Origin of the sequence: Bradyrhizobium sp. 45 (assembly GCF_023073155.1) — a bacterium.
In the GTDB taxonomy this organism is placed as follows: domain Bacteria; phylum Pseudomonadota; class Alphaproteobacteria; order Rhizobiales; family Xanthobacteraceae; genus Bradyrhizobium; species Bradyrhizobium canariense_D.
On sequence record NZ_JADPIX010000122.1, the window covers coordinates 1,436,038 to 1,462,456 of the forward strand.

Genomic DNA, 26,419 nt, shown 5'->3' on the forward strand with positions numbered 1-26,419 from the left:
GTGGGGCGCAGCGATGCGCATGAGGTGGCCGATCCAGTTGAGCCGCGCGCCGACCTGCCACGGCCCGGGACCGGACGTTATGTGCTGAAGGCGTTGGACAAGCCCGATCTGGAGCTGGTGATGCGAACCGGCAGGCTCGCGACCTACCAGAACCGCGAATATCTGCTGCGGGAGGGCGAGCCCGCAAACGGCATCCACATCATCCTGAACGGGATCGTCGAAAGCACCCATGCCGGCACGCAGGGGCGCGAACTGATGCTGTCGACCTGGGAGGCCGACGACTTCGTCGGCGCGCCCTATATCCTCGGCGATCACCGCCACAGCTGGTCGGCCCGCGCGCTCGGGCGCGTCGAAGCACTGCATCTCGACCAGGATGCGGTCCGCCGGTTGATCGCGCAGTCGCCGCCGTTCGCAGTCGCGCTGATCGAGTGCCTCGGCTTCAAGGGCGAGACCTATTCGATGCTGGCGCAGACGCTGGCCGGGCAGAAGGCGGCGGAACGGTTGGTGCTGCTGCTGGTCAAGCTGTGCGAGAACGCAGCCCAGGACGAGAGCGGCCCGATCTCGCTCGGTCGCATCACGCAGGCCAATCTCGCGCGCATGATCGGCGCGACGCGCCAATCGATCAGCCTGATCCTCAGCCGCCTCCAGAACGACGGCATCATCTGGACCGGCCCGACCAAGATGGTCGTCAACGATCTCGCTGCGTTGAGGAAGCAGGTGGCGGACTAGGCGTGAACCAATAAGGTCAGCTTACCGACGCAACGGAAGTCTCCGCCTTGAGCATGATGGGCGCTTGTGACCGGAGCGCACATGCTGTTTGTAATCTTCGATAGTCCTTTAGCGCACAGGGACTGCGCGGCTCGTCTGACATCAGCTTTGGGCCAGCAAACGCACTAGCTTCAACCGAACTGGAACAATCTCCAAGCGATCCGGTTGAAGTTTGTTATGGCCAATCTGGGACAGGCACGGATTAGTCCTGGAGAAGCGTGTTGTTTATCAGGAAAGGTGCTTCACATGGATGACGAACGAAAATCATCAAAAGCTGGGGAACGCGCCGCTGAAGGCCTGCGCGAGGCGGCTGCTAAGGACGAAGCGAAAAACGAGAGCAAGACGGGACACGATTTAGCGAAGGGCGCTGACCGCTTCGAAGAACGCTCCAAAAGCTCGGATGGAAGAAGCGCGGAAGAGAAACAAAAAGGGTGAATGTCTACAGCAGATCCGGCGCTGCGTTTCAGTGGAAGAAAGCAGGCGAACTTGGAGCCGATAGCATCGAGGTTGTGCCGACGACAATCCATCCCGGTAACAGCCACCTGACGCTGGTGCTGCGGACTGTCACGGAAGCGTCAACTAGCTCGAACTCGTCGCACTGACTTAGATCTCCCAGGGTGCGAGGGTTGTCCCAGCTGCAATCATCTGTGCAAACTGCGAGCATGGCAGCTGTGAACCACACCTCCCTGAGAAGCCGCGTCCGTCGCCTCTACGAGGGTACAACGCCCAGCGCCGTTGGTTTCCGCTATGCTTTGCTCGCGTTTGATGTTGTGACCATACTGTTCATCATCGGAACGTCGTTCCTGCACCCCAGTGAGATCATCGAAACCTTCGACCTGCTATTCGGCGCAATGATATTGGCCGATTTTTCAGCACGGCTACTCGCCCACCGGCATCCGCTTCGAAAGTTCGGCCGCCTCTCGACATGGGCTGACATGGTCGCCATCGTTTCATTCCTGGCGCCCCTCGCTGGCGAGGCTGGCGGCTTTCTGCGGATTTTGCGGACGCTGGGAATGCTCCGTGACTACCAGATGCTCGCCAGGTTGCGCATGGATTCGTCGTTCTTCCGTCGCAACGAGGAGGTCATCTTTGCCGTCACCAATCTTGCGGTTTTCATATTTGTCATGACGGGGATAGTTTACGAGACCCAGAAGTTTCGCAACGATCAGATTCGGAATTATGCTGACGCCCTGTATTTCACTGTGACCGCGCTGACGACGACTGGCTTTGGCGATATCACCCTGCCAGGCACAATAGGTCGTTTGATAACCGTCGTGATCATGATTTTCGGCGTAACCCTGTTCTTCAATCTTGCGCGCGCATTGTTGAGTCCGAACAAGGTCAGATTTCCTTGCCCAACTTGCGGACTGCAGCGGCATGAGAGCGATGCCGTGCATTGCAAAGCATGCGGCGCAGTTCTCAATATTCCCGATGAAGGTTTGGCGTAGCTGTTGCTACCTCGGCGATCGAAACGTATTGCCATCATCAGAATCTGTGCCCAAGCGGCCATTCGACCATGGCCTCTTTCTAGGCGCTCGCAGCCATCGCAATCGTTGCCGTGGTAACGGCCGGCCTTGTCTAGCGCCCCGTAGAAATCATTTCAGGCCGGCTTCGACGCTGCCGGCACCAGCCCCATGCAGCACTGCACCTCGGCCGGGACATTGTAGGTCCGCATGATGTGGCGGCTGTCGCGCAAGCCGGATGCCTCACGCTGCACCACCAACATCCAGAGCGCGTGGCCGGCTTCCATCACCAGCTTGCGTCGGGCCGGCTGCATCGCGGCCGGCACCTCGGGGAGGGCATGGGCGGCGTCGAACTCGCGCAGGCGCGCCAGCGCCTGTTCGAGCGTGCGGCCCATCCGTCCGAGCGCGGAGGCCTGTTCCTGGACAATCTCGTAATGGAGGATATCGACGGGCGGGCGGAGATCACGGGACATGAGCCCGAATATAATGCCGCCGGAGCGGCCTGCAACGCAGGCCCGCCTTGCCGCTACTTCGCCCGATACGCTGCCAGGAACATCCGCGTCGCGCTGTCGACGACTTCGCTCATGCGCTCTTCCGACGGTGCGGGCGCGGCCTGGAAGACGAAGGGCAGGAACAGCGAGGCCTTGCACAGTTCCATGAACTGCGACGCCGCCAGATCGCAATCGTCGATATCGAGATCGCCGGCGGCGGCGTGGGCTTTGAGATAGTCGGAGAGGCGGTTGATCGACTTGTCCAGCACCCGCGCATAGTAGCGGCGGCCGAGATCGGGCATGCGCTCGGCGATCGCCATCACGGTGCGGATCGCCGATCCGCCGCCGGGCCGGCACAGCAGACGGTTGTAGGCCCGGCCGAAATCCTTCAGCGTGGTTTCAACATCGCGTGCCGGATCGAAATTGAACGCGACCTGCCCGTGCTGGAGCGCCTCCTGCTCGAGGATGGCTTCGAACAGCGCGCATTTGTCGGCGAAGTAGACGTAAAGCGTGCCCTTGGAGACCTGCGCAGCGCGGGCGATCTCGCCCATGCTGGCACCGTCAAACCCGAGATCCATGAACACCTTGCGGGCCCCGTCCAGGATCTGGCGGCGTTTGGAGCTGTCCTCCTCCTGGACGACGTGGAGATGTTCGCGGCCGGGTACAATCATTGGTTCAGGGTCTCGGAAAGTTTTTGCATCGGTCCAGGGTGATGAAACCGAAATAAAGGATTCGGGCCGGTAGGGTCCGTTCGGGTATTATCTATATTGACCGAACCGTTCGGTCAATGATATTTGGGATGGGTGAGAGGGAACCGGCCGTAGGGCGGGTTGTCCCTCATCGCGCTTTTTTGGGGAGGCCTCCATGGCCGTAGTGAGAGACCAGGCTGCGCGCGTCCTTCGCCCGGACGCCGTGGAGACGCCGGCGCCCGCGGGTGGTGACGCTGCCACCGAGACGTCTGTGGCTCTCGCCGAGCAGTTGCGCTCTCATGTGGCCGAGGAAACCAAGCGCCGTCCCAGCGAGGCGCCGGAGAAGCCCGTGACCGACAAGCCGGCCGCAGCCCCAGACGCGCCCGCCGCCGGCGCGCCGAAGTCCGGCAAGCGCAAATTCGTGATGATGGGAGTAGGGCTCGTGCTGGCGCTCGCGGCCGCGAGCTATGCCGGCTATTACACGCTGGTCGGCCGCTTCTACGTCGCGACCGACGACGCCTATGTCCGCGCCAACAACACCATGCTGGGCGCGCGCGTTGCTGGCCACGTCTCCTCGATCCTCGCCGGCGACAACACGACGGTGCGCGCCGGCGACATCGTCTTCCGCGTCGACGACGGCGACTACAAGATCGCCGTCGACGCCGCCGCGACCAGGATCGCGACCCAGCAGGCCACCATCGATCGCATCGGCCGCCAGGTCGCGGCGCTCGACAGCCAGGTCGCGCAGGCCAGGGCGCAACTCGTCTCCGCCGAAGCCGGCCTCAAGCGCGCCGACCTCGATTATGAGCGCCAGCAGGCGCTGAGCAACAAGGGTTTTGCCTCGCGCGCCACCTTCGAGAGCTCCGAAGCCGGACGCGACCAGGGCGCCGCCGCGGTCAAGGCTGCGCAGGCCGCCTACGACGTCGCGCTCAGCAATGTCGACGTCGCCAAGGCGCAGCAGGCCGAAGCGCAGGCGCAACTCGCCGAGCTCAAGACCACGCTGGCCAAGGCCGAGCGCGATCTCGCCTTCACCGCGGTGCGCGCGCCGGTCGACGGCACGTTCTCGAACCGCCTCGTCAGTGCCGGCGATTTCGTCGCGGTTGGCCAGCGGCTCGGCAACGTCGTGCCGCTCGATAACGTCTATATCGACGCCAATTTCAAGGAGACCCAGCTCAAGCGCATCCGCCCCGGCCAGCCTGTGACGATCAAGGTCGATGCCTACGGCATGCGCAAGTTCTCCGGTGTCGTCGACAGCATCGCAGCGGGCGCGGGCTCGGTGTTCACGCTGCTGCCGCCTGACAATGCCACCGGCAACTTCACCAAGATCGTGCAGCGCGTGCCGGTCCGCATCCGCGTGCCGAAGTCGGTCGCGAAGCAAAACCTGCTCCGCGCCGGCATGTCGGTCACTGCAACGGTCGACACCAACAAGGGCGCGGCCGACGCCGACAGCGAGGTCGATCTCGACGACGCCACCATGATCCATCCGCAGTAGCGCGCCTGCGCCGCGAGGTCAGACCATGGCGAACGCCACGACCGCTTCACCTGCCATGATGGCGGACCCCGCTTCGGAGCGCATCGCGCCGAAGCGGCTGTTCGCTTTCATCATCATGGTGTTCGGGATGTTCATGTCGATCCTGGACATCCAGATCGTCTCGGCGTCCCTGAGTGAAATCCAGGCCGGCCTGTCGGCAAGCTCTAGCGAGGTCTCCTGGGTCCAGACCGCCTATCTGATCGCCGAAGTGATCGCGATCCCGCTGTCGGGATTCTTGTCGCGCGCCTTCGGCACGCGGCTGTTGTTCGCAATCTCGGCGGCAGGCTTTACGGCATCGAGCCTGCTCTGCGGCTTCGCCACCACCATCGAGGAGATGATCCTCTGGCGCGCGCTGCAAGGTTTTCTCGGCGCCGGCATGATCCCGACGGTGTTCGCCTCGGCCTACACCGTTTTCCCACGCACCAAATTCCACATCGTCGGTCCCATCATCGGGCTCGTCGCAACGCTGGCTCCGACCATCGGGCCAACTGTCGGCGGCTACATCACCGACCTGATGTCCTGGAACTGGCTGTTCTTCATCAACATCGTGCCTGGCATCGGCATCACCATCGGCGTGCTGGCGCTGGTCGATTTCGACGAGCCGCATTTCGAGTTGCTCGACCGTTTCGACTGGTGGGGGCTGCTGTTCATGGCCGGCTTCCTCGGCACGCTGGAATACGTGCTGGAGGAAGGCCCGCAATATGAATGGATGCAGGACCCCTCGGTCGCGATCTGCGCCTGGATCTGCGGCATCTCGGCGATCGCCTTCTTCTGGCGCGTCTTCACGGCGGCCGAGCCGATCGTCAATCTACGCACCTTTTCCAACCGCAATTTCGCGATCGGCTGCGTCCTTCAGTTCTGCATCGGCATCGGCCTCTACGGCCTGACCTACATCTATCCGCGCTACCTCGCCGAAGTGCGTGGCTACAGCGCACTGATGATCGGCGAGACCATGTTCGTCTCGGGCATCACCATGTTCCTGATCGCGCCGGTGGTCGGGCGTCTCATGGCGAAGTACGACATGCGCTACATGATCGCGTTCGGGCTCGTCGTGTTCGCGCTCGGCTCCTACCAGATGACCTGGATCACGCGCGACTACGATTTCTATGAGTTGCTGATTCCGCAGATCCTGCGCGGCATCGGCATGATGTTCGCGATGGTGCCGACCAACAACATCGCGCTCGGCACGCTGGCGCCCGACCGGGTGAAGAACGCCTCGGGCCTCTTCAACCTGATGCGCAATCTCGGCGGTGCCGTAGGTCTCGCCGTCATCAACACCGTGCTCAATGACCGCACCGATCTGCACATTACGCGCCTGCAGGAGCGTGTGACCTGGGGCAACGCGACCGCGACCGAAACCCTGACCATGTTCATGCAGAAGTTTCAGGGGCTTGGCGATTCCACGCTGATGGCGATGAAGCAGCTCAGCCAGCTCGTGCATCGCCAGGCCGTGGTGATGGGCTTCGGCGATGCTTTCTTCATCCTGACGCTGTTCTATCTCGGCCTCACCCTGCTCGTCACACTGTTGAAGAGGCCGGCCTCGCCGTTCGGCGCCAGCGGCGACGCGCACTAATTTGCAACACTCGTGCGTGATCTCGCGCGAGCCCCGTTGCAAATCACCACTGACACATCTATAAAGCGCACCTCATTCCATCGAACCGGGAGGATTTGCATGATTTCGTCGCATTCGCAGATCGCACGCCCGCGCTCGATGATGTTCTGGCTCGGTATGTGCTCGGCCTCCTAGAGGCCTCTTCCGCCAGCTTCGATTGGGCTCCTGGTCCCGATCGCCCCGCTTCCCAAGTCAAAACCAACTTTAAGTGACGCCGTCTCGGCCCTCGCGGCCGGCCTGCGTCCATCAATGGAGCCGGCCCGCGCCATAAGCGGCCGGATGATGCCATGACCGCTCTGTCAAAAAGGCCCGCGGCGATACGCGTGGTGCTGCCCTTCGTGTTCCGGCACTGGCTGAAGCAGCCGGGGCGTACCCTCATCGTCGCCGGCGGCTTGTTGGGTGCGACCATCGCCGACCTGTTCATGCCGGTCTTCTCCGGACATCTGGTCGACGCCCTGACGCGCGGCCCATCCGATTCCGCCGCGCGGCACGCGGCGCTGATGGCATTGGGCGGTATCGTGGCGCTGGGCGCAGCCTCCATGGTGCTGCGGCTGACCGGCCTCCAGGCCATCGTGCCGTTCTCGCTGAAGATCATGTCCGAGGTCGCGCAGGAAGCCTTCATGCGCGTGCAACGGTTCTCGACCGACTGGCACGCCAACTCCTTTGCGGGATCCACGGTGCGCAAGGTCACCCGCGGCATGTGGGCGCTCGACCTGTTGAACGACACCATCTTGATGGCGCTGGCGCCGTCGCTGCTGGTGCTGATCGGGTCGATGATCCTGCTCGGCCTGCACTGGGCCTCGCTTGGCGCGGTGATCGCGCTGGGCGCGCTGGCCTATGTCACGATGACGGTGCTGTTCTCGACGCGCTACATCGCGCCGGCCGCGCGCATCTCCAATGCCTGGGACACCAAGGTCGGCGGCACGCTGGCGGATGCGTTGACCTGCAACGCGGTGGTGAAATCGTTCGGCGCGGAAGCGCGCGAGGATGCGCGGCTTGCCCGTGTCGTCAACCGCTGGCGCGTGCGCGTGCGGCGGACCTGGCTGCGCTACAACTACACCAATCTGGCGCAGCTCTCGGTGCTGCTGGCCCTGCGTGCCTCCGTGATCGGCGGCGCCGTGCTGCTGTGGATGTCGGGGCGAGCCTCGCCCGGCGACGTCACCTATGTGCTGACGAGCTACTACGTCATCCATGCCTATTTGCGCGACGTCGGAATGCACATCAACAACCTGCAGCGCTCGGTCAATGACATGGAGGAGCTGGTGGCGATCCACGACGAGCCGATCGGGATTACGGATGCGACGGACGCGCGGCCGATTGCGATCGAGCGCGGCGAGCTCGTGTTCGACGACGTCACGTTCCATTATGGCGGCCATCATGCGCCGCTCTATGATGGACTGTCGGTCACGATCCGCGCCGGCGAACGCGTCGGTCTCGTCGGCCGCTCCGGCTCCGGCAAGACCACCTTCGTCAAGCTGGTGCAGCGGCTCTACGACGTCACCGGCGGCCGCGTTCTGATCGATGGGCAAGACATCGCCAAGGCCACGCAGCATTCGCTGCGCAGCCAGATCGCGGTCGTGCAGCAGGACCCGATCCTGTTCCACCGCTCGCTCGCCGAGAACATCGCCTATGGCCGGCCCGGCGCCAGCCTGGAGGCGATCGAGCAGGCGGCACGGCTGGCCAACGCGCATGACTTCATCCTGCGCCTGCCCAAGGGCTACGGCACGCTGGTCGGTGAACGCGGCGTCAAGCTCTCCGGCGGCGAGCGGCAGCGCGTGGCGCTGGCGCGCGCCTTCCTGGCGGACGCGCCGGTGCTGATCCTGGACGAAGCGACCTCGAGCCTCGATTCGGAATCCGAGGCGCTGATCCAGCAGGCGATGGAGCGGCTGATGCGAGGCCGCACCTCGATCGTGATCGCGCACCGGCTCTCGACGGTGAAGAGCCTCGATCGCATCCTGGTGTTCGACCGCGGCGAGATCGTCGAGCAAGGCACGCATGCCAAGCTCGCGGCCAGGCCCGGCGGCATCTATCGCGGCCTGTTCGAGCGCCAGGTGGTGGAGCTCGGACAGATCGCAGCAGCGGAATGAGTGGCGCGCGGCCGGCGGACCAATGTCGGCCGCGTCGCCAAGGAATCGGTCAAGGATGGGTGAAATGAAAGACCTGACCAACGGCTCCGTCGCGAAGCACATTCTGGGCATGGCACCGCCGATCATGGTCGGTATGGTCACGATCATGCTTTGCCAGCTGGTCGATCTGTACTTCGTCTCGCGCTTGGGCGATGCCGCGGTCGCGGGCGTGGCGGCGGCCGGCAATGCCGGCTTTCTCATCAACGCGCTGATGCAGGTGCTCGGCGTCGGCGCGGTGTCGTTGATCGCGCATGCCGTGGGACGCAAGGATCGGCCGGATGCCAATTTGATCTTCAATCAGGCGATCGTGCTGTCGGTGCTGTTCGGACTGTTGACCCTGGTCGCAGGCGCGGCGCTGTCGCGCGCCTACATGCATGCGATCGCCGCGGACGAAGCCACGATCGAGGCGGGGGCCACGTATCTGCTGTGGTTCATGCCGGCGCTCGCGTTGCAATTCGCGAGCCAGGTGATGGGATCCGCGCTGCGCGCTACCGGCATCGTGCGTCCCACGATGCTGGTGCAGGCGCTTGCGGTGGCCATCAACATCGCGCTGGCGCCGGTTCTGATCGCGGGCTTGGGCACGGGCCATGCGCTCGGCGTTGCCGGTGCGGGGCTGGCGAGCTCGATCGCGGTGTTGATCGGCGTCGTGACGCTGCTTGCGCATTTTCGTAAGGTCGAACGCTATGTCGCCTTCAATCCGGCGCAGTGGCGTCCGCAGGCGCAGCATCTGAGGCGCATCCTCAATGTCGGCCTGCCTGCCGGCGGCGAGTTCGCGATGATGTTCATCCTCATGGCGGTGGTCTATTTCGTGCTGCGCGATTTCGGTGCGGCGGCGCAGGCCGGTTTCGGGATCGGACAACGGGTCCTGGGCCTGATCCAGATGCCGGCGCTTGCAGTTGCGCTCGCCGCTGGGCCAATCGCCGGCCAGAACATGGGCGCCGGAAAAGGCGAGCGCGTGCGCGAAACCTTCGTCAAGGCGGCGCTGATCACCAGTGTCGTGATGATAGGCTTCATGTGCCTCGCGCAGTTGAAGCCGCAGCTCCTGCTCTCGGGGTTCTCGAACGACCGGGAAACCATGGAGATCGCGTTCCTGTTCCTGCGGATCATCTCGCTCAACATGGTGGCGCAGGGCGTGATCTTCACCTGCTCGAGCATGTTCCAGGGCCTCGGCAATACCAAGCCGGTGCTGTGGAGTTCGGCAACGCGCGTGCTCACCTATTCGCTGCCGGCGATCTGGCTGTCGACGCGGCCGGGCTTCCGGATCGAGCACGTCTGGTACCTGTCGATCGCGACAACCACGCTGCAGGCGGCCCTGAGCTTGTGGCTGCTACGGCGTGAATTCAGGAAGCGCCTTGCCACGCTCCGGCATGAGAAGTCCCCGGAGCCGGCTGCGCCCAAGCGCGTGGCGTCTCCTGTACGCGCGCCAGCGTAGCGATCGCTTGTCCCCGCCCCACGGCTCCGGCAAACTTGCCGCGCCGTGGGGATCGGCTGCAGGGGCCAAATGACCGAGGTGTTGAACGAGCAGCGGCCCAATTCCTGGCTCGCCGCGATCTGGGCGGCACGCTATCGCACGCCAGCCCGCTCCGTCGCGCTGATCGCGTTGCTGTTGCCGTGGACCACGACCGGGCTCATTTTCGCGCTCATTCCCTGGCTGATCGCGTTCGCGTTCCTCGACCTTCGCGAATTTCCGCGTTCGCTGCTTCGGGCAATCTGCCTGCTGCCGATTGCGCTGGTCCTACTCGCCGCCATCGGCACGCTCTGGTCGGATGCGCCGTGGCCGGACCGAATCCATGCGATCGGCCCGGCGGCGAAGCTGCTGGTAATTCCGCTTCTGATCTACCAGTTCGAGCGTTGGCCGTTTGGCGGCTGGGTGTTTTCCGCGTTCCTGGTATCCTGCACGGCACTGATGCTCTATTCCTTCGCCGTCGCCGTCGATCCCGCATTGTCGCTGAAACTCTATCTGTCGCGCGGGCCCTACAAGGTCGAAAGCGGGATCGCGGTGCGCAATTATATCGACCAGAGCCAGGAGTTCGCGCTCTGTGCGATCGCGCTGGTCTACCCGATCGTGTCGCTGCTGCGACGAGGCCGCTACCGCGTCGCGGCGCTGTTCGTGGCGCTCGCGATCGGATTCCTCGCCAACATGATGTTCGTCGTGGTCTCGCGGACAGCGCTGGTGACGCTGCCGATCCTGATCGTGGTCTTCGCGCTTTTGCATTTGCGCCGCCGCACCGCACTCTTCGCCGTCGGCGCGATGGGGCTGTTGGCCGTGCTGCTGTGGACCGCCTCGCCGCGTCTGCGCGCAACAGTCGCCAAATTCAACGGAGACTATGAGGTCAGCATCGCCGGCAATGATGTCAGCGGCATGGGGTCACGACTGGAGTTTTGGCGCAAATCGCTGGCGTTCACCGCGGACGCGCCGCTGCTCGGTCACGGCACCGGGGCGATCCGCGGCCTGTTCGCGCGCGCGGCTGTCGGCGAGAGCGGGGTTCGAGCGGAAATCGTCGGTGATCCGCACAACCAGACGCTCAATGTCGCCGTGCAGTGGGGCGCGTCGGGCGTCGTGATCCTCTATGCGCTCTGGTTCGCGCACCTCTCGCTGTTTCGCGGAGAGGGGCTGGCCTGCTGGGTCGGCCTTCTGGTCGTGGTGCAGAACATGCTGTCCTCGCTGCTCAACTCGCATCTGTTCGATTTCGCCGAGGGCTGGATCTACGTGCTTGGCGTCGGCATTGCCGGCGGCATGGCGCTCGCCGCGAAGACAATACGGAGTCAGTGCGTGCCCAAACTGTTCCAGACCAGGCCGAGGCCCGACAGGAACAACAGACCGAGCACGACATCGCCGAAATGCTTGTCGCTCAGCGCATGATAGACGCGCGCGCCGGCCCATGCGCCGATCAGCGTGCCCGGAAATGCGATCACTGCGAGCCAGACCACCTTGAACGCGACGAGGCCCGAGGCGGTCTGCAACACCAAGGCGGCGCCGAGCACGGTGAAATTGAAGAGCTGGAAGATGCCGCGCCGCTCGTGCTTGTTCCAGCCTCGGATGTTTGCCCACAGGATCGGAAGTGGCCCCGACAGTCCGGCAAGGCCACCCAAGATGCCGCCGGCAAAACCGATCGCGCCGTCGGCAATGCGGCCGCCGAACGTGACGGCGAGCGGCCGCTTGTTCAGATAGAGAGCCGTCGAAAAAACAAGGATCAGCACGCCGACGCTCAGCTTGAACACTTTTGGATCGGCGGAGGCGACCAGCATGGTGCCCAGCGGCACGCCGATCAGTCCTCCAATCAGGAACGGCCAGACCAGCGAGAGATCAAAACTCTTCCACATCGACGGCAGCGTCGAGCTCTGCGCGATCACCGAGCAGATCAGCACCAGGGGCACCGCGAGAGAGGGCGGCAGCACGTAGAGCCAGATGCCGAGCGCCATCAGCGCCGTGCCGAAACCGGCAAGGCCCGAGACGAAGCCCCCGGCCAGTGCGCCGAGCAGCAGCAGCCCGTAGGTGAGTATTTCCAACAGATTGTCCCTGTTATCTTGACGATCCCGAACTGTTGATCGCCATCGCTCGCATAGCACAGCTGCGGCCATGCAGGTCAATTTCAAAACCGCACGCAAGCGTGATCCCCAGCAGCGGGCGTTCGCGAAAGACAGGCCTACATGACGCTCGTACTTCAAACTGGGGGCCCGCTCGACGCCATCATGCGGTTCGATCGGCCAGTCTCCCGAATGAGATATGGAGAAGGACGATGACCCGCACGAAGATTGCCGTCGCGGCCGCACTAGTGTCGGCGGCGGCCTTGATGCCGACCATGGCGCAGGCCCAGTTTTCCGAGCCTGCGGCCTATCAGGCTGCCCATCCCGACCGCGACGTTCTGAATGGCGGCCAGCTCACGCCCGCCGCGCGCGGGGCTCTCGGCCAGCCGAGCGATGCCTACGCATCGCAAGCTTATCCATCGGCTGTTGCGCCGGTCGTGCGCTCCCACCATCGCCGGCAGCATCGATAGGTATTTGCTAGACGATCTGCCGGGTGTCGGCGGGCCTGTGCAGCGCGCTCATGAGGATGCGCAGCGCCTCCGTCAATTCCGCCCGGTTGCGCGCCGCGCCTAGCGAGACGCGTGCCGCGTGTGGTGCGGTCCCGTCGACGGTGAAGGCCTCGCCGGCGACGACTGCCAGTCCATTCCGCAGCAGATGCGCCGCGACATCGGGACGGTCCTCCGGCAGCCGCAGCCACAGATGATGCGCGGCGGGCTTGGCCTGGAACTCAAATCCCTTGAGCGCCCGTTGCGCGAGCTGCTGGCGGCCGATCGCCTCGCTTCTGATGGCGGTGATGATGCGGTCGGCGATCCCGGTCTCGATCCAATGCGTCACCAGCGCGACCATCAGCGGCGCCGGCATCTGCACCGTCGCCTGCAAAGAGCTACGCATCTCCCGCTGCGAGCTGCCGTCGGGCGTCACCAGATAGGCGACCCGTAGTGCGGGCGCCATACATTTTGACAGCGTGGTCGCGAGATATGTCTGATCCGGAATGAGATTGGCGATCGGCGATGCCGAGCGATCGAGCAGCCCGTAGGCATCGTCCTCGATCAGAATCGTATCGGCATCGTTGATGATCTTGGCGATGGCGCTGCGGCGCTCGGGGAGAAGCGTCGCGGTGGTCGGATTGTGCAGCGTCGGAATGAGATAGACCGCTTTCGGTCTATGCGTGCGGCAAGCCTTTGCCAGCGCCTCTGGCAGGATGCCGCCGTCATCCATCGCGACGCCGACGAGTCTGACGCCGAGGCGCGCGGCGGCGGCCCTGATGCCGGGGAAGGTGAGGGCTTCCGTCAGCACGATGTCGCCGGGCCGGGCGACGTGGGCGAGCAGGTTGAACAGGATCGTCTGTGCGCCGGGAAAGATCACGAGCCTGTCGGCATGCGCATGCGGCACGCGGGGGCGCATCCATCGCGCCGCGACCTCGCGCTCGTGTGCGCTGCCGCCGGGCGGCTGGTAGTTGAGATGCGCGGTCAGGCCCGATTGCGCGCGGATGGCTTCCATCCCGGCGATGATGCGCTCGTCGAGCTGCGCTTCGAGAGGTTGCGGCGGCACGTTCATCGAGAGGTCGATCGCGACGGGATGCGGCAGATCGACCACGCGGCGCGCGCTGGTCTCCGACACGAACGAGCCCTGGCCGACCCGGGCCTCCATGATGCCGCGGCGCCGCGCCTCGGTGTAGGCGCGTGTCACCGTGGTGAGGTCGATGCCGAGCGCCTTTGCCAGCGCCCGCTGCGTCGGCAATTGCTGGCCGCGCACCAGCCGGCCGGCGGCGATGTCGGCCTCCATGGCTTCGACGATGCGCTGATAGCGCGGCCCGCTCAGCTCCGAAATTGTAGGGGTCCAATCCATGCAATGAAGGCCCATATCCTTTGAATGTATGGATACAAGATATTATTGTATGGATCCTAGAAAAGGAAGAGGTGGGGTCATGGCAACCGGTTCAGTCTCTCTGGCAAAGGCGATGTGGCGCGGATTTCGCGGCAAGTGCCCGAACTGCGGCGAAGGCCATGCGTTCGGCCGTTTCCTGAAGGTGGCAGATACCTGCGACCATTGCGGCGAGGAGCTGTTCCACCAGCGCGCCGACGATTTCCCGGCCTATCTCGTGATGGTCGTCGTCGGCCATCTCGTGGTGCCGGCAATCCTCGCGGTCGAAACCGCCTATGCGCCGGCCGTCTGGCTGCAACTGGTGGTGTGGCTGCCGGTGACGTTGTTCGCTTCGCTCGCGCTGTTGCAGCCGACCAAGGGTGCCATCGTCGGGCTGCAATGGCAGATCGGCATGCATGGTTTTGAGGCGGGCAAGCTGCGGCGCGAAGCTGGTCGGCCTGCAGCCGTCCTCGTGAAGGTGAACGCGCGCGCGGCTTAAGGGGCCGTAGCGTTTACATCGCGGGACCGGCCGCTACACTCCATCGTACAAACAAGAACGATGGAAACGCCGATGGCCGCACGCTCAAAAACCTTCCTGCTTTGTCACGGCGCGTGGTCCGGCGGGTGGGCCTGGAAGAAGATGCATCCGTTGACGGCAAAGGCCGGCCATCGCCTCATTGCGCCGACCTATACCGGGCTCGGCGAGCGCGCGCATCTGGCCAGTCCCGCGATCGATCTCGACACGCACATCCAGGACATTCTCAACGTCATCAGGTTCGAGGATCTCGAGGACATCGTGCTCCTCGGCCACAGCTATGGCGGCATGGTCGCCACCGGTGTCGCCGATCGCGCGCGCGAGCGGGTGACGCAATTGATCTATCTCGACGCCTTCGTGCCGCGTGACGGCCAATCGCTGTTCGATCTCCACGAGGGCGGGCGCGAGCCGATGCGCAAGGCTGCAAGCTCAGGCGACGGCTACCGCATCCCGCCGAACCCGCCGCCGCCGGACACGCCGCCGGCCGATCTCGACTGGCTCAACGCCCGCCGGATCAACATGCCGATCAAATGTTTCGAGACGAAGCTGAAACTCGAACATGGCGAGCCGGCGATGCCGCGCAGCTACATCTATTGCACGCGCATTCCGCCGGGCGACGTGTTCGGGCAGTTCGCGAAGCGCACCAAGACCGAGGATGGCTGGCGCACTTTCGAACTCGATGCGAGCCATGCGCCGAATGTGACAGCGCCGGAGGCGCTGATGGGTGTGTTGCAAGAGATCGTCGGATAGCAAGCCCCCAAATGGTGAGGGGCCCGATGCAGTCAGCATCGAACCCCTCGTTGAAGATATCAGCCGGCCTCTAAGCCGGGTTCTGTAGGGCACCGTCCGCTTGCGCGAACGATACGTGACGGCCATTCCTCTGGGACCATGTTTGCACATGGCCTCGAGCAACCTACCCGGACGGCGGGCCTGACATCGCCCCGCGGCGTTATCGCTTTCGCGAACACTCCGCTATGCCGTCCCTATTCGGTTTTGCTCCCGGTGGGGTTTACCATGCCGGCTCCGTTGCCGCAGCCGCGGTGCGCTCTTACCGCACCTTTTCACCCTTACCTGCCTACGCAGCTTGCGCTGCTACGGCACGGCAGGCCCGAGGGCTTGCCGCGCCAAAGCCCCGAAGGGGCGACGGCGGGCGGTTCGTTCTCTGTGGCACTTTCCCTGGGGTCGCCCCCGCCGGACGTTATCCGGCACCGTATGTCAAGGGAGCCCGGACTTTCCTCCCCGGCGGCCTTTCGGCACTTGCCGGAGCGGCCGTCCGGCCGACTGACGGCTTACGCATGAAGCATTTGTGTCGGTTCCGCAAGCCGATATCGCCATGCACGGTTCGCCCGAAATAATTTATCCTGAAGATGTCGTTGGGCGCGTGTCCCGTTCGACTGGATGTCGGCGATCCAGCCGTGCAGCAGGAGTTAAGCGATGCAGTATTTGCTGATGATCTACCAGAACGAAGCCGAGTACGCGAATATGCGTCCGGCGGCCGGCCAGCAGATGACGGCGGAATATCAGACCTTCACGCAAGGCATCATCCAGAGCGGCAATTTCAAGGCCGGCGACCGTTTGCAGCCGACCACGACTGCAACGACCGTCCGCGTGCGCGACGGCAAGACGCTGACGACCGACGGCCCGTTTGCCGAAACACGCGAGCAGCTCGGCGGCTATTACCTGGTGGAGGCCAAGGATCTCGATGCTGCGATCGAGATCGCGTCGCGGATTCCGTCGGCGCGTATCGGCTCGATCGAGGTGCGGCCGATCTGGGTCTACGACAAGTGACGGCGCCGTCGCGCATCGGCGCATGACGCTGTCCGAGATCGACAAGATCTTCCGCGACGAGGCGGGGCGGGCGCTGGCCACGCTGATCCGCCTCGTCGGCGATTTCGATCTCGCCGAGGACGCGCTCCAGGACGCCTTTGCGGTGGCACTGGCGCGCTGGCCGGCGTGCGAGGTCCCCGACAATCCGCGTGCCTGGCTGGTCAATGTCGCCAGGCACAAGGCGATCGACCGTATCAGGCGCCAGGCCGTTTTCCGCGGCAAGGAGCAGGCGCTCGTGCACGAGCTCGAGCTGAACGCGCAGGCGCCCGCCGAGCCGCCGGCAATGCTCGACGACGACATGCTGCGGCTGATCTTCACCTGCTGCCATCCTGCGTTCGCGCCCGAAGTCCAGGTCGCGCTGACACTGCGCACCGTCTGCGGGCTCTCCACGGCGCAGGTCGCGCGCGCCTTCCTCGTCAGCGAGGAGGCGATGGCGCAGCGTCTCGTCCGCGCCAAGCAGAAGATCAGGCTCGCCGGCATTCCCTATGAGGTCCCCGAGCGCGACACGCTGGTGCCGCGGCTCGATGGTGTGCTTGCCGTGATCTATCTCGTCTTCACCGAAGGCTACGTGGCGACGTCCGGTGCGGATTTGATGCGACCCGATCTTGCCGCCGAGGCGATCCGGCTTGGCCGCTTGCTCGACCGGCTGCTACCCGATCGAGCCGGGATCAAGGGCCTGCTGGCGCTGATGCTGCTGCACGATGCGCGCCGCGCAGGGCGCCAGACCGCCGCCGGCGACATCGTGCTGCTGGAAGAGCAGGATCGTTCGCAGTGGGACCATGCACAGATCGAGGAGGGTCTGCGCCTGGTGGACGACGCACTGCGCGTGCCCGGCCGGCCGCAGCCGTATGCAGTACAAGCCGCGATCGCTGCGCTGCATGCGCGTGCGCCGAGCTACGAGCAGACAGACTGGCCGCAGATTGCCGGGCTCTATGAAGTGCTGCTGCGGATCAATCCGTCGCCGGTGATCGAACTCAACCACGCGGCGGCGGTGTCGATGGTCGATGGGCCCGCGCGCGCGCTCGATCTCGTGGATGCGACCGCCGCACGCGGCGCGCTTCATGGCTATGAGCTGCTGCCAGCGGTGCGGGCGGATTTGTTGCGGCGGCTTGGCCGGAAGGAGGAGGCGCGCGAGGCCTATCGCGCTGCGACGGAGGCGACGCAGTTAGAGCCGCTGCGACGGCTTTATGCGCGAAGGATGAGGGAGATGAACTGAGTTTCCGTCATGGCGGGGCTTGTCCCGGCCATCCACGTTCTTCCGGCGCGACAAAGACGTGGATGCCCGGGACAAGCCCGGGCATGACGGAGCAAGAGGTCACGTTCTCGAAGACGTCAGCTACTTCGTCACGATGGTCGTTGTCTCCTGAGGGAGACTCCCCAACAGCGCCTGCAAGGTCGAGAGCGTCGAGTGATCCGCGACCCCATCCAGTCGCGCCGGGCGGAAATGGCGCTGGAACGCGGTGACGACTTCCATGGTCGCGGCGTCGTATTTGCCGGTGAGGGGAACGCCGTAGCCGTATCTGGCGAGCGCTTGCTGCAGGCTCAGCACCTCATCGCTGATGGTGCCGAGCATCAGGCTTTCGCCGCGCACCACCGGCGCGGGCGTGACCCAGTGTCCGACGCCGGAATTGGCCAGCGAATGCCACGGAAATTTTTCGCCGGGATCTTTCTTGCGCGCCGGCGCCACGTCGGAATGGCCGAGCACCCGGTGCGCGGGCACCTTGCGGCGGAGCATGATGCCGCGGCACAGCGCGATCACGGCGGCGATCTGGCGCAGCGGAAACTCCGGATAGCCCCAATCGTGGCCGCGATTGACGATCTCGATCCCGATCGAGCAGGAATTGATGTCGTCCTCGCCGGACCAGGACGAGACGCCGGCATGCCAGGCGCGCCTGGCCTCCGGCACGCATTGCACGATGCGGCCGTCTTCCAGCACGACATAATGTGCCGATACCTCTGTGCCCGCGGAGCAGAGCCGCGCCAGCGCACCTTCGACGTCGGGCATGCCGGTGTAGTGCAGCACAATCATATCGGGTTGGCGGCCCTTGTTGCGGTCGCCATGGTTCGGTGAGGGGATGATGTCGGAGACGATCGAGGAATCCGGCTCGAACGTCCGCATGTTCGCGGCCGCTTTGGGAACCGGCAGAACGCGTTGACGCTTCGAATCAGATCCAGACGGCGTGGACGAACCGGACGACATAAATAGCTCGAGACAGACAGAGAGTGGGCCAAGCCCTTTTCTTTACTATTCCTTTACCCTCCACCGTGCGCAACCGCGCGACGAGGTTAACGGATGCATTTTGGCGCATGTGTGTGGATGAAGCATCACCGCCGCGTCAGCTTTTCGACTTGTCGCGAGCCGATCAACGCTTTCTTAACGCTAAGGGCCGTTACTGAGAGATGAAGAGCCGACCCGCGTCCGGAGGCGGCCAAAGCGTATTTTGGCTCGAAATCCCATGGCTGCCCGACAAATTCCAAGGGGAATACTGGGTTGGTGGCCCGGGACGACCGGGCACGGTAACCATATCGGACGGGGGTTGGGTCGTGGAACCGCCGCGACGCGGAATCATTCGAGGCGTTATGAGCTTGTTCGTCCCCGATCTCACTTGGGAGTCCGGCGGGGCGATCGGCAGGCCTGGCGCATGAGCTCGGCTCCGCACATCCCCGTTCTTGGCCGCGAGGCCATCGACCACCTCGCCCCGCGCGAAGGCGGCCTTTATATCGACGCGACCTTTGGTGCCGGCGGCTACAGCCGCGCGATCCTCGACGTGCCGGGAACTCAGGTGATTGCCATTGATCGCGACCGTACTGCGATCGAGGGCGGCGCCGAGCTCGTCGCATGCTCGGCGGGCAGGCTGACCCTCGTTGAAGATCGTTTCTCCAACCTCGCCGAGGTCTGCGCGGCTCAAGGCATCGATGGCGTCGACGGCGTCGTGATGGACGTCGGGGTATCCTCGATGCAGCTCGACCAGGCCGGCCGCGGCTTCTCGTTCCGCCTCGATGGTCCGCTCGACATGCGGATGGGGCAGGCAGGCCCGACTGCGGCCGATGTCGTGGCGCGCGCCTCGGAAGGCGATCTCGCCGACATCATTTATCTTCTCGGCGAAGAGCGGCAGTCGCGCCGGATCGCCCGCGCTATCGTCGCGGACCGTCAGGAGACGCCGTTCACGACCACGCGCGCGCTCGCCGAGCTCGTCGGCAGGGTGGTTCGGTCCAAGCCCGGCGATATTCACCCGGCGACGCGGACGTTCCAGGCCCTGCGCATCTTCGTCAACGAAGAGCTCGAGGAACTCCAGAGCGCGCTCATCGCTGCCGAGCGCGTGCTCAAGCCCGGTGGTCGCCTCGTTGTCGTCTCGTTCCATTCGCTGGAAGACCGCATCGTCAAGAATTTCCTTAGCCTGCGCAGCAAGACGGGTGGCGGCTCACGCCATTTGCCGGAAGTGTCGCAGGCGGTGCCGAGCTTCCAGCTGCTGACGCGGCGGCCGGTGATCGCGGGCGAAGACGAGGTCGCGCATAACCCGCGCGCGCGGTCGGCAAAACTGCGCGCCGGCGAGCGCACCTCGGCGCCTGCGCATGATGATCGCGAGCAATCGTCATGGCCAAAACTCTCCGACGTCATGAGGGGTGGCTAGCGCATGCGCTTCATCCACCTCCTCGTCATCGGCGCGCTGATCTTCGCGGCAGCCTATGTCTATAGGATCAAGATGGACTCCACGGCGCGCACCGAAAAGGTGCTGCGGCTGCATGCGGAGATCCGCGAGCAGCGCGATGCGATCGCGGCGCTGCGCTCCGAATGGGCCAAGCTCGATGCGCCCCTGCGCCTGCAAGGCCTGTCCGACCGGCATCTGCAGCTCAAGCCGGTCAACGGCACGCAATATGATTCACTGAAGAATTTGCCCGAGCGTCCGCTGCGGATGTTCAGGCCGGGCGAGCCGGATCCGATCGGCGCCATGCTCAACACCATCGAAGCCGCCAGCGATCCCGATAATGTGACGGGCTCCGTGCCTCAGCCCGAGGACAAGCCATGAGTGCTGTGACCCCGGCCAAACCTGCAGAAAAGCCCGCTGAGCCCTGGCGGCAGCGGCTGATCCGCAGCCTGCTGTACGGGCGCAACGTCGATCGCGCGGCCAAGGCGCGGGCGCGCGTCGGCCTGGCGATGCTCGCCTTCGGCGCGGTCTACGCCCTGATCGGCGGCCGGCTCGTGATGTTCGCGATCGGCGCCGACGCCCATGGCGCACGCCGCGCCGCGGCGCAGGAGGTGGTCGCGACCGCGCGGCCCGACATCGTCGACCGCAACGGCGCGATTCTCGCGACCGACGTCAAGGCCTCGAGCCTGTTCGGCGAGCCGCGCCGCATCATCGACAAGGACGAGGCAATCGAACTTCTGACCGCCACGGTGCCCGACCTCGACGAGGCCGAGGTGCGCGAGCGCCTGAAGACGCGCAAGGGCTTCGTCTGGCTCAAGCGCGAGATTACGGCGAAGCAGCAGCAGGACATCCACAAGCTCGGCATTCCCGGCATCGGTTTCCTGCGCGAGAACAAGCGCGTCTATCCGACCGGCAACGAGGTCGCCCACCTCATTGGTCTCGTCAACATCGACAACCAGGGCATCGCCGGCATGGAGAAGTGGCTCGACAATCAGGGGCTCGCCGATCTCCACCGCGCGGGCTTTGCCACCGACCGGCTGCAAAAGCCGATCGAGCTATCGGTGGATCTGCGGGTCGAGCACGCACTGCGTGACGAGCTGCTGAAGGCCAAGGAGAAATACCACACCAAGGCTGCCTCCGGCATCGTCTCCAACGTCAAGACCGGCGAGATCGTGGCGATGGTCTCCCTTCCGGACTTCGATCCCAACAATCCGAAGGAAGCGCACGATCCCGACCGCATCAATCGCCTGACCACCGGCGTTTACGAGATGGGCTCGACCTTCAAGGCGTTCACGCTGGCGATGGCGCTCGATTCCGGCAAGATCAATCTGAACACATCGTGGGATGCACGCGGAAACCTGCACTACGGCAAGTTCACCATCCACGACAGCCATCCGCTCGGACGCTTCATCAACACCAAGGAAGTGTTCACCTTCTCGTCCAACATCGGCGCGGCGCGGATCGCGCTCGGCCAGGGCGTCGAGGCCCACAAGGCATTCCTCGGCAAGATGGGCCAGTTGACGCGGCTGCGCACCGAACTGCCGGAAAGCGCGGCTCCGCTGATTCCGCGCCGCTGGGGCGAGCTGAACACGGTCACCATCGCTTTCGGCCAGGGCATGTCGGTGGCGCCGCTGCAGGCGGTGATGGGCATCAACGCGCTGGTGAACGGCGGCTATTTGATTCCGCCGACCTTCATGAAGCGCAGCGAGTCCGAAGCGGCGGCGATGGCCAAGCGCGTCATCAGGACGGAGACCAGCGACAAGATGCGGTTCCTGATGCGGCTCAATGCCGAAATCGGCACCGCCAAGACCGCCGACGTCAAGGGTTACTATGTTGGCGGCAAGACCGGCACGTCGGAGAAGGTCATCAACGGCCGCTATGCCAAGAAGCGCGTGCTCAACTCCTTCACCGCGATCATGCCCTGCGACGATCCGAAATATCAGATCCTGATCATGCTGGACGAGCCCCAGGCGATTCCCGAAACGAAAGGTTTCATCACCTCGGGCTGGAACGCGGTGCCGACCGGCGGCAAGGTGATCGAGCGGATCGCGCCGCTATTGGGCGTCGAACCGCGGTTCGACCTGCCGCCGTCCGAGCGCCTTATTCTTGCAGCATCCAGGACAACCCAGTAATCAACCGGGTGGGCCGTTGCCGCTGCTGAGTCGGGATTTCCCTGCAGATTCGGCAATCCGGTCCGGCATGTCGACTGGAAGACCATGAAGCTGCGCGACCTCCTCGATCAGGACGTTCAGGGCAATGATGCCGCAATCGAGCCCGCGGTCGCGGCGCTCGACGTGACCGGCGGCGCCCTCGACAGCCGCGCGGTCAAGCCCGGCGATCTCTTCTTCGCACTTGCGGGCAGCAAGACCGACGGTGCGCGCTTCATCGATGCCGCGATTGCCGCCGGCGCGGTGGCGGTCGTCGGCGACCATGCCCCTGATGGCTGCAAGGTGCCGTTCATCACAGTCGCGAATCCGCGCCGCGCGCTGGCGCTGGCCGCGGCAAAATTTTTTCCCGCGCAGCCCGCGACAATTGCGGCGGTGACCGGCACCAGCGGCAAGACCTCGGTCGCCGCATTCACCCGGCAGATCTGGGAGCGGCTCGGGCACGCCTCCGCCAGCATCGGAACCATCGGGCTCGTTTCCCCGAAGCGTACCGTCTACGGCTCGCTGACGACGCCCGATCCGATCGCACTGCACCGGCAGCTCGACGAGATCGCACGCGAGGGCGTCACGCATCTCGCCTTCGAGGCCTCTTCTCACGGGCTCGACCAATATCGCCTCGACGGCGTGCGCGTGTCCGCCGGCGGCTTCACCAATCTCTCGCGCGACCATATGGATTACCATCCGACCGTCGCGCATTACCTCGCGGCCAAGCTCAGGCTGTTCCGCGAACTTGTCCCGCCGGGGGGCGCGGCCGTGATCTCCGCCGATCATGATTGCTCGGCGGAGGCGATCAGTGCTGCGAATTCGCGCGGCTTGCGCGTGATGGCAGTCGGTCGCAACGGCGACGGGGCGGGCGAGGGCATTCGTCTCGCCGGTGCGGAGGTCGAAGGATTTTCGCAAGTGCTCGCGCTCGAACATCGCGGCAAGCGGTATACGATCCGGCTGCCGCTGGTCGGCGAGTTCCAGATCGAGAATGCGCTGGTGTCAGCTGGCCTCGCCATCGGCACCGGCGGCGACGCCGCGGACGTGTTCGCGAGCCTCGAACATCTCGAAGGCGCCAAAGGTCGGTTGGAGCGCGTCGGCGAGCGCAACGGTGCGCCGATCTTCGTCGACTATGCGCACAAGCCCGATGCGCTGGCGAAGGCGCTGCAGGCGCTGCGTCCCTACGCCAGGCGCAGGCTGGTCGTCGTGTTCGGCGCCGGCGGCGACCGCGATGCCGGCAAGCGTCCGATCATGGGCGAGATCGCCGCCGGCAACGCCGACGGTGTCATCATCACCGACGACAATCCGCGCAGCGAGAAGCCGGAATCGATCCGCGCCGAAATTCTCGCCGCCGCCAAGGGCGCCCGCGAAATCGGCGACCGGGCCGCGGCGATCCGCACCGCGATCGCCGAATTGGAAGATGGCGATGCGCTGCTCATCGCCGGCAAGGGCCACGAGACCGGGCAGATCGTCGGCGGAGAGGTTTTGCCCTTCAGTGATCACGAGGCGGTCGCCGCCGCATTAGCGTCGAGGATTGCATGAGCGCTCCCATATGGACGGTGGCCGAAGTGGCGCGCGCGCTGGGCGCCGCCGGATCGTTCCCGGACACGCCGATCGACTTCGTCACCCAGGACAGCCGGCTGGCGAAGCCGGGCAGCCTGTTCGTCGCGCTGAGCGGCACGCCAAGCGGCGGCTTCATTTCGGCCTTCGCCAGCGCGCGTGACGGCTGGGAGTTCGCGGACAAGGCGGAAGCCTCGGGCGCGGTCGCGATGATCGTGCCGCACGAGATCGCGGGCATCCGCATTCCCCAGATCGTCGTCAAGGACACGCTGATCGACGGCCTCTGGGGCCTTGCGCGCGCGGCACGCGCGCGCTTCAACGGGCCGGTGATCGGGCTCACCGGCAGCGCGGGCAAAACCAGCACCAAGGAATTCCTCGCGGCCTATCCTAATGCCTATGCCAGCCCGTCGAGCTTCAATAATTTCTGGGGCGTGCCGCTGACGCTGTGCAATGCGCGCCCCGATGCCAGTCTCTGGGTCGTCGAGATGGGCATGAACCAGGCGGGCGAAATCGCGCGGCTTAGCGAACTGACGCGGCCGACGGTGGCGCTCGTCGTCAACGTCCAGCCGGTGCATCTGGAGAAGCTCGGCTCGCTCGAAGCCATCCGTCGCGAGAAGGTGTCGATTGCACTCGGCCTGCCCGCGGAAGGCGTGCTGGTGCTGCCCGCCGGGATCAAGGCGCCGGACTGGAAGGGCAAGGTCATACGCTTCGGCGAGAAAGCCGAGGTGCATGAAGTCGCGCACGCGCCGCACGGCGACAGCTGGCAGGTCGTGGCCGCGCTCGGCAAGAAGGAGATCGCGTTCAGCCTGACGCCGGGCGCGCCGCATCGCGTTCAGAATGCGCTGGCCGCGCTCGCATCGATCCGTGCGACCAACCTCGATGCGGCGACGCTTGCGATCAAGCTCGACCGGGTCGGTATCATGAGCGGCCGTGGCGTCGAGCAGGCGGCCGGTGGCGTCACCGTGATCGACGACAGCTTCAACGGTAATCCGGCCAGCGTGGCTGCCGCGCTGCAAAGCTTGCAGGCGCGCAACACGACCGGTGGCCGCCGCATTGCCGTGCTCGGCGACATGCTGGAGCTGGGCGACGGCGCACCAACCTATCACATCGACCTCGCCAGGCATCTCGACGGCATCGACGGCGTCTATTGCGTCGGACCCCTGATGCGTCACCTGTTCGAGGTGCTTCCAGCCGGCAAGGGTCTCGGTTGGCACGACGACCCCGTCACGCTGAAGCCGGGGGAGGTCGCAAATCTGCTGAGGGCAGGCGATGTCGTGGTTGTCAAGGGCAGCAAGAAGATGTTCTGGGTCAACAAGTTTGTGCCGGGCCTAGTGGCCGCCTTGCAGGCAAGGGCGTAAACTGCTTGGAAGGCGCTGTTCCCGAATCCCCCCTTTCCGGCGCGAAGCCGTTCGTTTTCTTTAGAGGTCGCCCGACCCGATGATGAAGACCAGCGAATGCGCGTGAGGCAGGTTGACAAGGCCAAGATCAAGGCGCGTGCAAAGGCGCCATAGGACCGTCTGAATGTTTTACTGGCTGATCGAGCTCTCCAACACATTTCCGGGCTTCGGTGCCGTTCGCACCTTCCTGAACGTCTTCCGCTACATCACCTTCCGCACCGGCGGCGCCGTCGTCACCGGCGCGCTGTTCGTATTCCTGTTCGGACCCTGGATCATCGACCATCTGCGCATCCGGCAAGGCAAGGGCCAGCCGATCCGGGCCGATGGTCCGCAATCGCATCTCGCCAAGAAAGGCACGCCCACCATGGGCGGGCTGATGATCTTGTCCGGTCTCACGGTCGGCACGGTGCTGTGGGCCAATCCGCTCAACCCTTACGTCTGGATCGTGCTGGCGGTGACGCTTGGCTTCGGCTTCGTCGGCTTCTATGACGATTATCTCAAGGTGACGAAGCAGACCACGACCGGGTTCGGCAGCAAGCTTCGCCTGCTGATCGAGGCGGCGATCGCGCTGGTGGCCTGCTACGCGCTGGTGCGGCTGAACCGCGATCCCGCGTCGACCGCGCTGACGATTCCTTTCCTGAAGGACACCGTGCTGCATTTCGGCTGGTTCTTCGTCGTGTTCGGCGCCTTCGTCATCGTTGGCGCCGGCAACGCGGTGAACCTGACCGACGGTCTCGACGGCCTTGCCATCGTGCCGGTGATGATCGCGACTGCGAGCTTTGCCATGATCGCCTATCTCGCCGGCAACGCGGTGTTCGCCGATTATCTCCAGATCAAATATGTCGCCGGCACCGGCGAGCTCGCCGTGCTCTGCGGCGCGCTGCTGGGTGCGGGCCTGGGCTTCCTCTGGTTCAACGCGCCGCCGGCCTCGATCTTCATGGGCGACACCGGCTCGCTCGCGCTCGGCGGCATGCTGGGCGCGATCGCAGTGGCGGTGAAGCACGAGATCGTGCTCGCGGTGATCGGCGGCCTGTTCGTGCTGGAGGCAGTCTCCGTCATCGTGCAGGTGGTGTCGTTCAAGATGACGGGAAAACGCATCTTCCGGATGGCGCCGATCCATCACCATTTCGAGCAACTCGGCTGGACCGAGCCCCAGATCGTGATCCGGTTCTGGATCATCTCGGTGATGCTGGCGCTCGCTGGCCTATCCACGCTGAAGCTGCGGTGAACGATCG

At 64.7% G+C, this 26,419-nt stretch carries 24 protein-coding genes and 1 other RNA gene; 19 read left to right on the forward strand and 6 right to left on the reverse strand.

Annotation, left to right across the window (positions count from 1 at the left end; genetic code table 11):
* The 3 genes from IVB42_RS27305 to IVB42_RS27315 all read left to right on the forward strand — a co-directional run bounded on the left by IVB42_RS27305 (nucleotide 1) and on the right by IVB42_RS27315 (nucleotide 2,216).
* The gene (locus IVB42_RS27305; protein ID WP_018454215.1) at nucleotides 1-729 is read left to right on the forward strand and encodes a Crp/Fnr family transcriptional regulator; all 729 of its coding nucleotides are present in this window, start codon (nucleotides 1-3) and stop codon (nucleotides 727-729) included.
* A 285-nt stretch (nucleotides 730-1,014) separates the two neighbouring features.
* A complete protein-coding gene (locus IVB42_RS27310) occupies nucleotides 1,015-1,203 on the forward strand; it encodes a hypothetical protein (protein WP_085385390.1) in 189 nt (62 codons plus the stop codon).
* A 227-nt stretch (nucleotides 1,204-1,430) separates the two neighbouring features.
* Nucleotides 1,431-2,216, forward strand: coding sequence for a potassium channel family protein (locus tag IVB42_RS27315; protein WP_085361420.1), 786 nt, complete (start codon nucleotides 1,431-1,433; stop codon nucleotides 2,214-2,216).
* Between the two features lie 152 nt (nucleotides 2,217-2,368).
* Here the strand turns inward: IVB42_RS27315 and IVB42_RS27320 are convergent, their stop codons facing one another.
* Together IVB42_RS27320 and IVB42_RS27325 are read right to left on the reverse strand one after the other, a co-directional pair.
* Nucleotides 2,369-2,704 (reverse strand): DUF6665 family protein, encoded by a 336-nt coding sequence (locus IVB42_RS27320; RefSeq protein WP_085361419.1) that lies wholly within the window; start codon nucleotides 2,702-2,704, stop codon nucleotides 2,369-2,371.
* A gap of 53 nt (nucleotides 2,705-2,757) precedes the next feature.
* A complete protein-coding gene (locus IVB42_RS27325) occupies nucleotides 2,758-3,393 on the reverse strand; it encodes a TetR/AcrR family transcriptional regulator (RefSeq protein WP_085361418.1) in 636 nt (211 codons plus the stop codon).
* Nucleotides 3,394-3,586: 193 nt separating this feature from the next.
* On the opposite strand from IVB42_RS27325, the gene IVB42_RS27330 reads away from it, so the two are divergent.
* The 5 genes from IVB42_RS27330 to IVB42_RS27350 all read left to right on the forward strand — a co-directional run bounded on the left by IVB42_RS27330 (nucleotide 3,587) and on the right by IVB42_RS27350 (nucleotide 11,543).
* On the forward strand, nucleotides 3,587-4,903 hold the full coding sequence (locus IVB42_RS27330; protein ID WP_085361417.1) for an HlyD family secretion protein: 1,317 nt from the start codon (nucleotides 3,587-3,589) through the stop codon (nucleotides 4,901-4,903).
* 25 nt (nucleotides 4,904-4,928) lie between these two features.
* Nucleotides 4,929-6,515 (forward strand): DHA2 family efflux MFS transporter permease subunit, encoded by a 1,587-nt coding sequence (locus IVB42_RS27335; RefSeq protein WP_085349098.1) that lies wholly within the window; start codon nucleotides 4,929-4,931, stop codon nucleotides 6,513-6,515.
* 326 nt (nucleotides 6,516-6,841) lie between these two features.
* A complete protein-coding gene (locus tag IVB42_RS27340; RefSeq protein ID WP_247294880.1) occupies nucleotides 6,842-8,641 on the forward strand; it encodes an ABC transporter ATP-binding protein in 1,800 nt (599 codons plus the stop codon).
* A 64-nt stretch (nucleotides 8,642-8,705) separates the two neighbouring features.
* Entirely contained in the window at nucleotides 8,706-10,112 is a 1,407-nt protein-coding gene (locus IVB42_RS27345) for an MATE family efflux transporter (protein ID WP_247471372.1), read from the forward strand.
* 69 nt (nucleotides 10,113-10,181) lie between these two features.
* Nucleotides 10,182-11,543, forward strand: coding sequence for an O-antigen ligase family protein (locus IVB42_RS27350; protein WP_247294877.1), 1,362 nt, complete (start codon nucleotides 10,182-10,184; stop codon nucleotides 11,541-11,543).
* Here the strand turns inward: IVB42_RS27350 and IVB42_RS27355 are convergent.
* Nucleotides 11,447-12,190, reverse strand: coding sequence for a sulfite exporter TauE/SafE family protein (locus tag IVB42_RS27355; protein ID WP_085349094.1), 744 nt, complete (start codon nucleotides 12,188-12,190; stop codon nucleotides 11,447-11,449). The genes IVB42_RS27350 and IVB42_RS27355 overlap by 97 nt on opposite strands.
* 230 nt (nucleotides 12,191-12,420) lie before the next feature.
* On the opposite strand from IVB42_RS27355, the gene IVB42_RS27360 reads away from it, so the two are divergent.
* Nucleotides 12,421-12,678 carry a hypothetical protein gene (locus tag IVB42_RS27360; protein WP_018454225.1) on the forward strand — a complete coding sequence of 86 codons (258 nt, stop codon included), beginning with the start codon at nucleotides 12,421-12,423 and terminating at the stop codon, nucleotides 12,676-12,678.
* 7 nt (nucleotides 12,679-12,685) lie between these two features.
* On the opposite strand, the gene IVB42_RS27365 is transcribed toward IVB42_RS27360, so the two are convergent.
* Nucleotides 12,686-14,056, reverse strand: coding sequence for a PLP-dependent aminotransferase family protein (locus tag IVB42_RS27365; protein WP_247294875.1), 1,371 nt, complete (start codon nucleotides 14,054-14,056; stop codon nucleotides 12,686-12,688).
* 79 nt (nucleotides 14,057-14,135) lie between these two features.
* On the opposite strand from IVB42_RS27365, the gene IVB42_RS27370 reads away from it, so the two are divergent.
* Nucleotides 14,136-14,570: a DUF983 domain-containing protein gene (locus IVB42_RS27370; RefSeq protein WP_231190417.1), complete on the forward strand. Its 435-nt coding sequence runs from the start codon at nucleotides 14,136-14,138 to the stop codon at nucleotides 14,568-14,570.
* 72 nt (nucleotides 14,571-14,642) lie between these two features.
* A complete protein-coding gene (locus tag IVB42_RS27375) occupies nucleotides 14,643-15,356 on the forward strand; it encodes an alpha/beta hydrolase (protein WP_247294873.1) in 714 nt (237 codons plus the stop codon).
* A gap of 55 nt (nucleotides 15,357-15,411) precedes the next feature.
* Here the strand turns inward: IVB42_RS27375 and rnpB are convergent.
* An RNA gene (gene rnpB, locus IVB42_RS27380) (RNase P RNA component class A) lies at nucleotides 15,412-15,891 on the reverse strand.
* A 149-nt stretch (nucleotides 15,892-16,040) separates the two neighbouring features.
* On the opposite strand from rnpB, the gene IVB42_RS27385 reads away from it, so the two are divergent.
* Both IVB42_RS27385 and IVB42_RS27390 read left to right on the forward strand, forming a co-directional pair.
* Nucleotides 16,041-16,394: a YciI family protein gene (locus tag IVB42_RS27385; protein WP_018454229.1), complete on the forward strand. Its 354-nt coding sequence runs from the start codon at nucleotides 16,041-16,043 to the stop codon at nucleotides 16,392-16,394.
* Between the two features lie 22 nt (nucleotides 16,395-16,416).
* A complete protein-coding gene (locus IVB42_RS27390) occupies nucleotides 16,417-17,649 on the forward strand; it encodes an RNA polymerase sigma factor (protein ID WP_247294871.1) in 1,233 nt (410 codons plus the stop codon).
* Between the two features lie 120 nt (nucleotides 17,650-17,769).
* On the opposite strand, the gene IVB42_RS27395 is transcribed toward IVB42_RS27390, so the two are convergent.
* Nucleotides 17,770-18,552, reverse strand: a complete 783-nt coding sequence (locus IVB42_RS27395; protein WP_085349089.1) for an N-acetylmuramoyl-L-alanine amidase — start codon at nucleotides 18,550-18,552, stop codon at nucleotides 17,770-17,772.
* Between the two features lie 523 nt (nucleotides 18,553-19,075).
* Here IVB42_RS27395 and rsmH point away from each other — a divergent pair.
* From rsmH to mraY, 6 genes are all read left to right on the forward strand, one after another.
* A complete protein-coding gene (gene rsmH / locus IVB42_RS27400) occupies nucleotides 19,076-20,065 on the forward strand; it encodes a 16S rRNA (cytosine(1402)-N(4))-methyltransferase RsmH (protein WP_162496556.1) in 990 nt (329 codons plus the stop codon).
* Nucleotides 20,066-20,068: 3 nt separating this feature from the next.
* Nucleotides 20,069-20,461, forward strand: a complete 393-nt coding sequence (locus IVB42_RS27405) for a hypothetical protein (RefSeq protein WP_247294869.1) — start codon at nucleotides 20,069-20,071, stop codon at nucleotides 20,459-20,461.
* Complete coding sequence (locus IVB42_RS27410) at nucleotides 20,458-22,212, forward strand: penicillin-binding protein 2 (RefSeq protein ID WP_166517606.1); 1,755 nt, start codon at nucleotides 20,458-20,460, stop codon at nucleotides 22,210-22,212. Before IVB42_RS27405 ends, IVB42_RS27410 begins: the two co-directional genes overlap by 4 nt.
* Before the next feature lie 84 nt (nucleotides 22,213-22,296).
* A complete protein-coding gene (locus tag IVB42_RS27415; RefSeq protein WP_247337756.1) occupies nucleotides 22,297-23,769 on the forward strand; it encodes a UDP-N-acetylmuramoyl-L-alanyl-D-glutamate--2,6-diaminopimelate ligase in 1,473 nt (490 codons plus the stop codon).
* Nucleotides 23,766-25,145, forward strand: a complete 1,380-nt coding sequence (gene murF, locus IVB42_RS27420; protein ID WP_204512073.1) for a UDP-N-acetylmuramoyl-tripeptide--D-alanyl-D-alanine ligase — start codon at nucleotides 23,766-23,768, stop codon at nucleotides 25,143-25,145. Before IVB42_RS27415 ends, murF begins: the two co-directional genes overlap by 4 nt.
* A 163-nt stretch (nucleotides 25,146-25,308) precedes the next feature.
* Nucleotides 25,309-26,412 carry a phospho-N-acetylmuramoyl-pentapeptide-transferase gene (gene mraY / locus IVB42_RS27425; RefSeq protein ID WP_007600847.1) on the forward strand — a complete coding sequence of 368 codons (1,104 nt, stop codon included), beginning with the start codon at nucleotides 25,309-25,311 and terminating at the stop codon, nucleotides 26,410-26,412.
* Nucleotides 26,413-26,419: the final 7 nt, after the last annotated feature.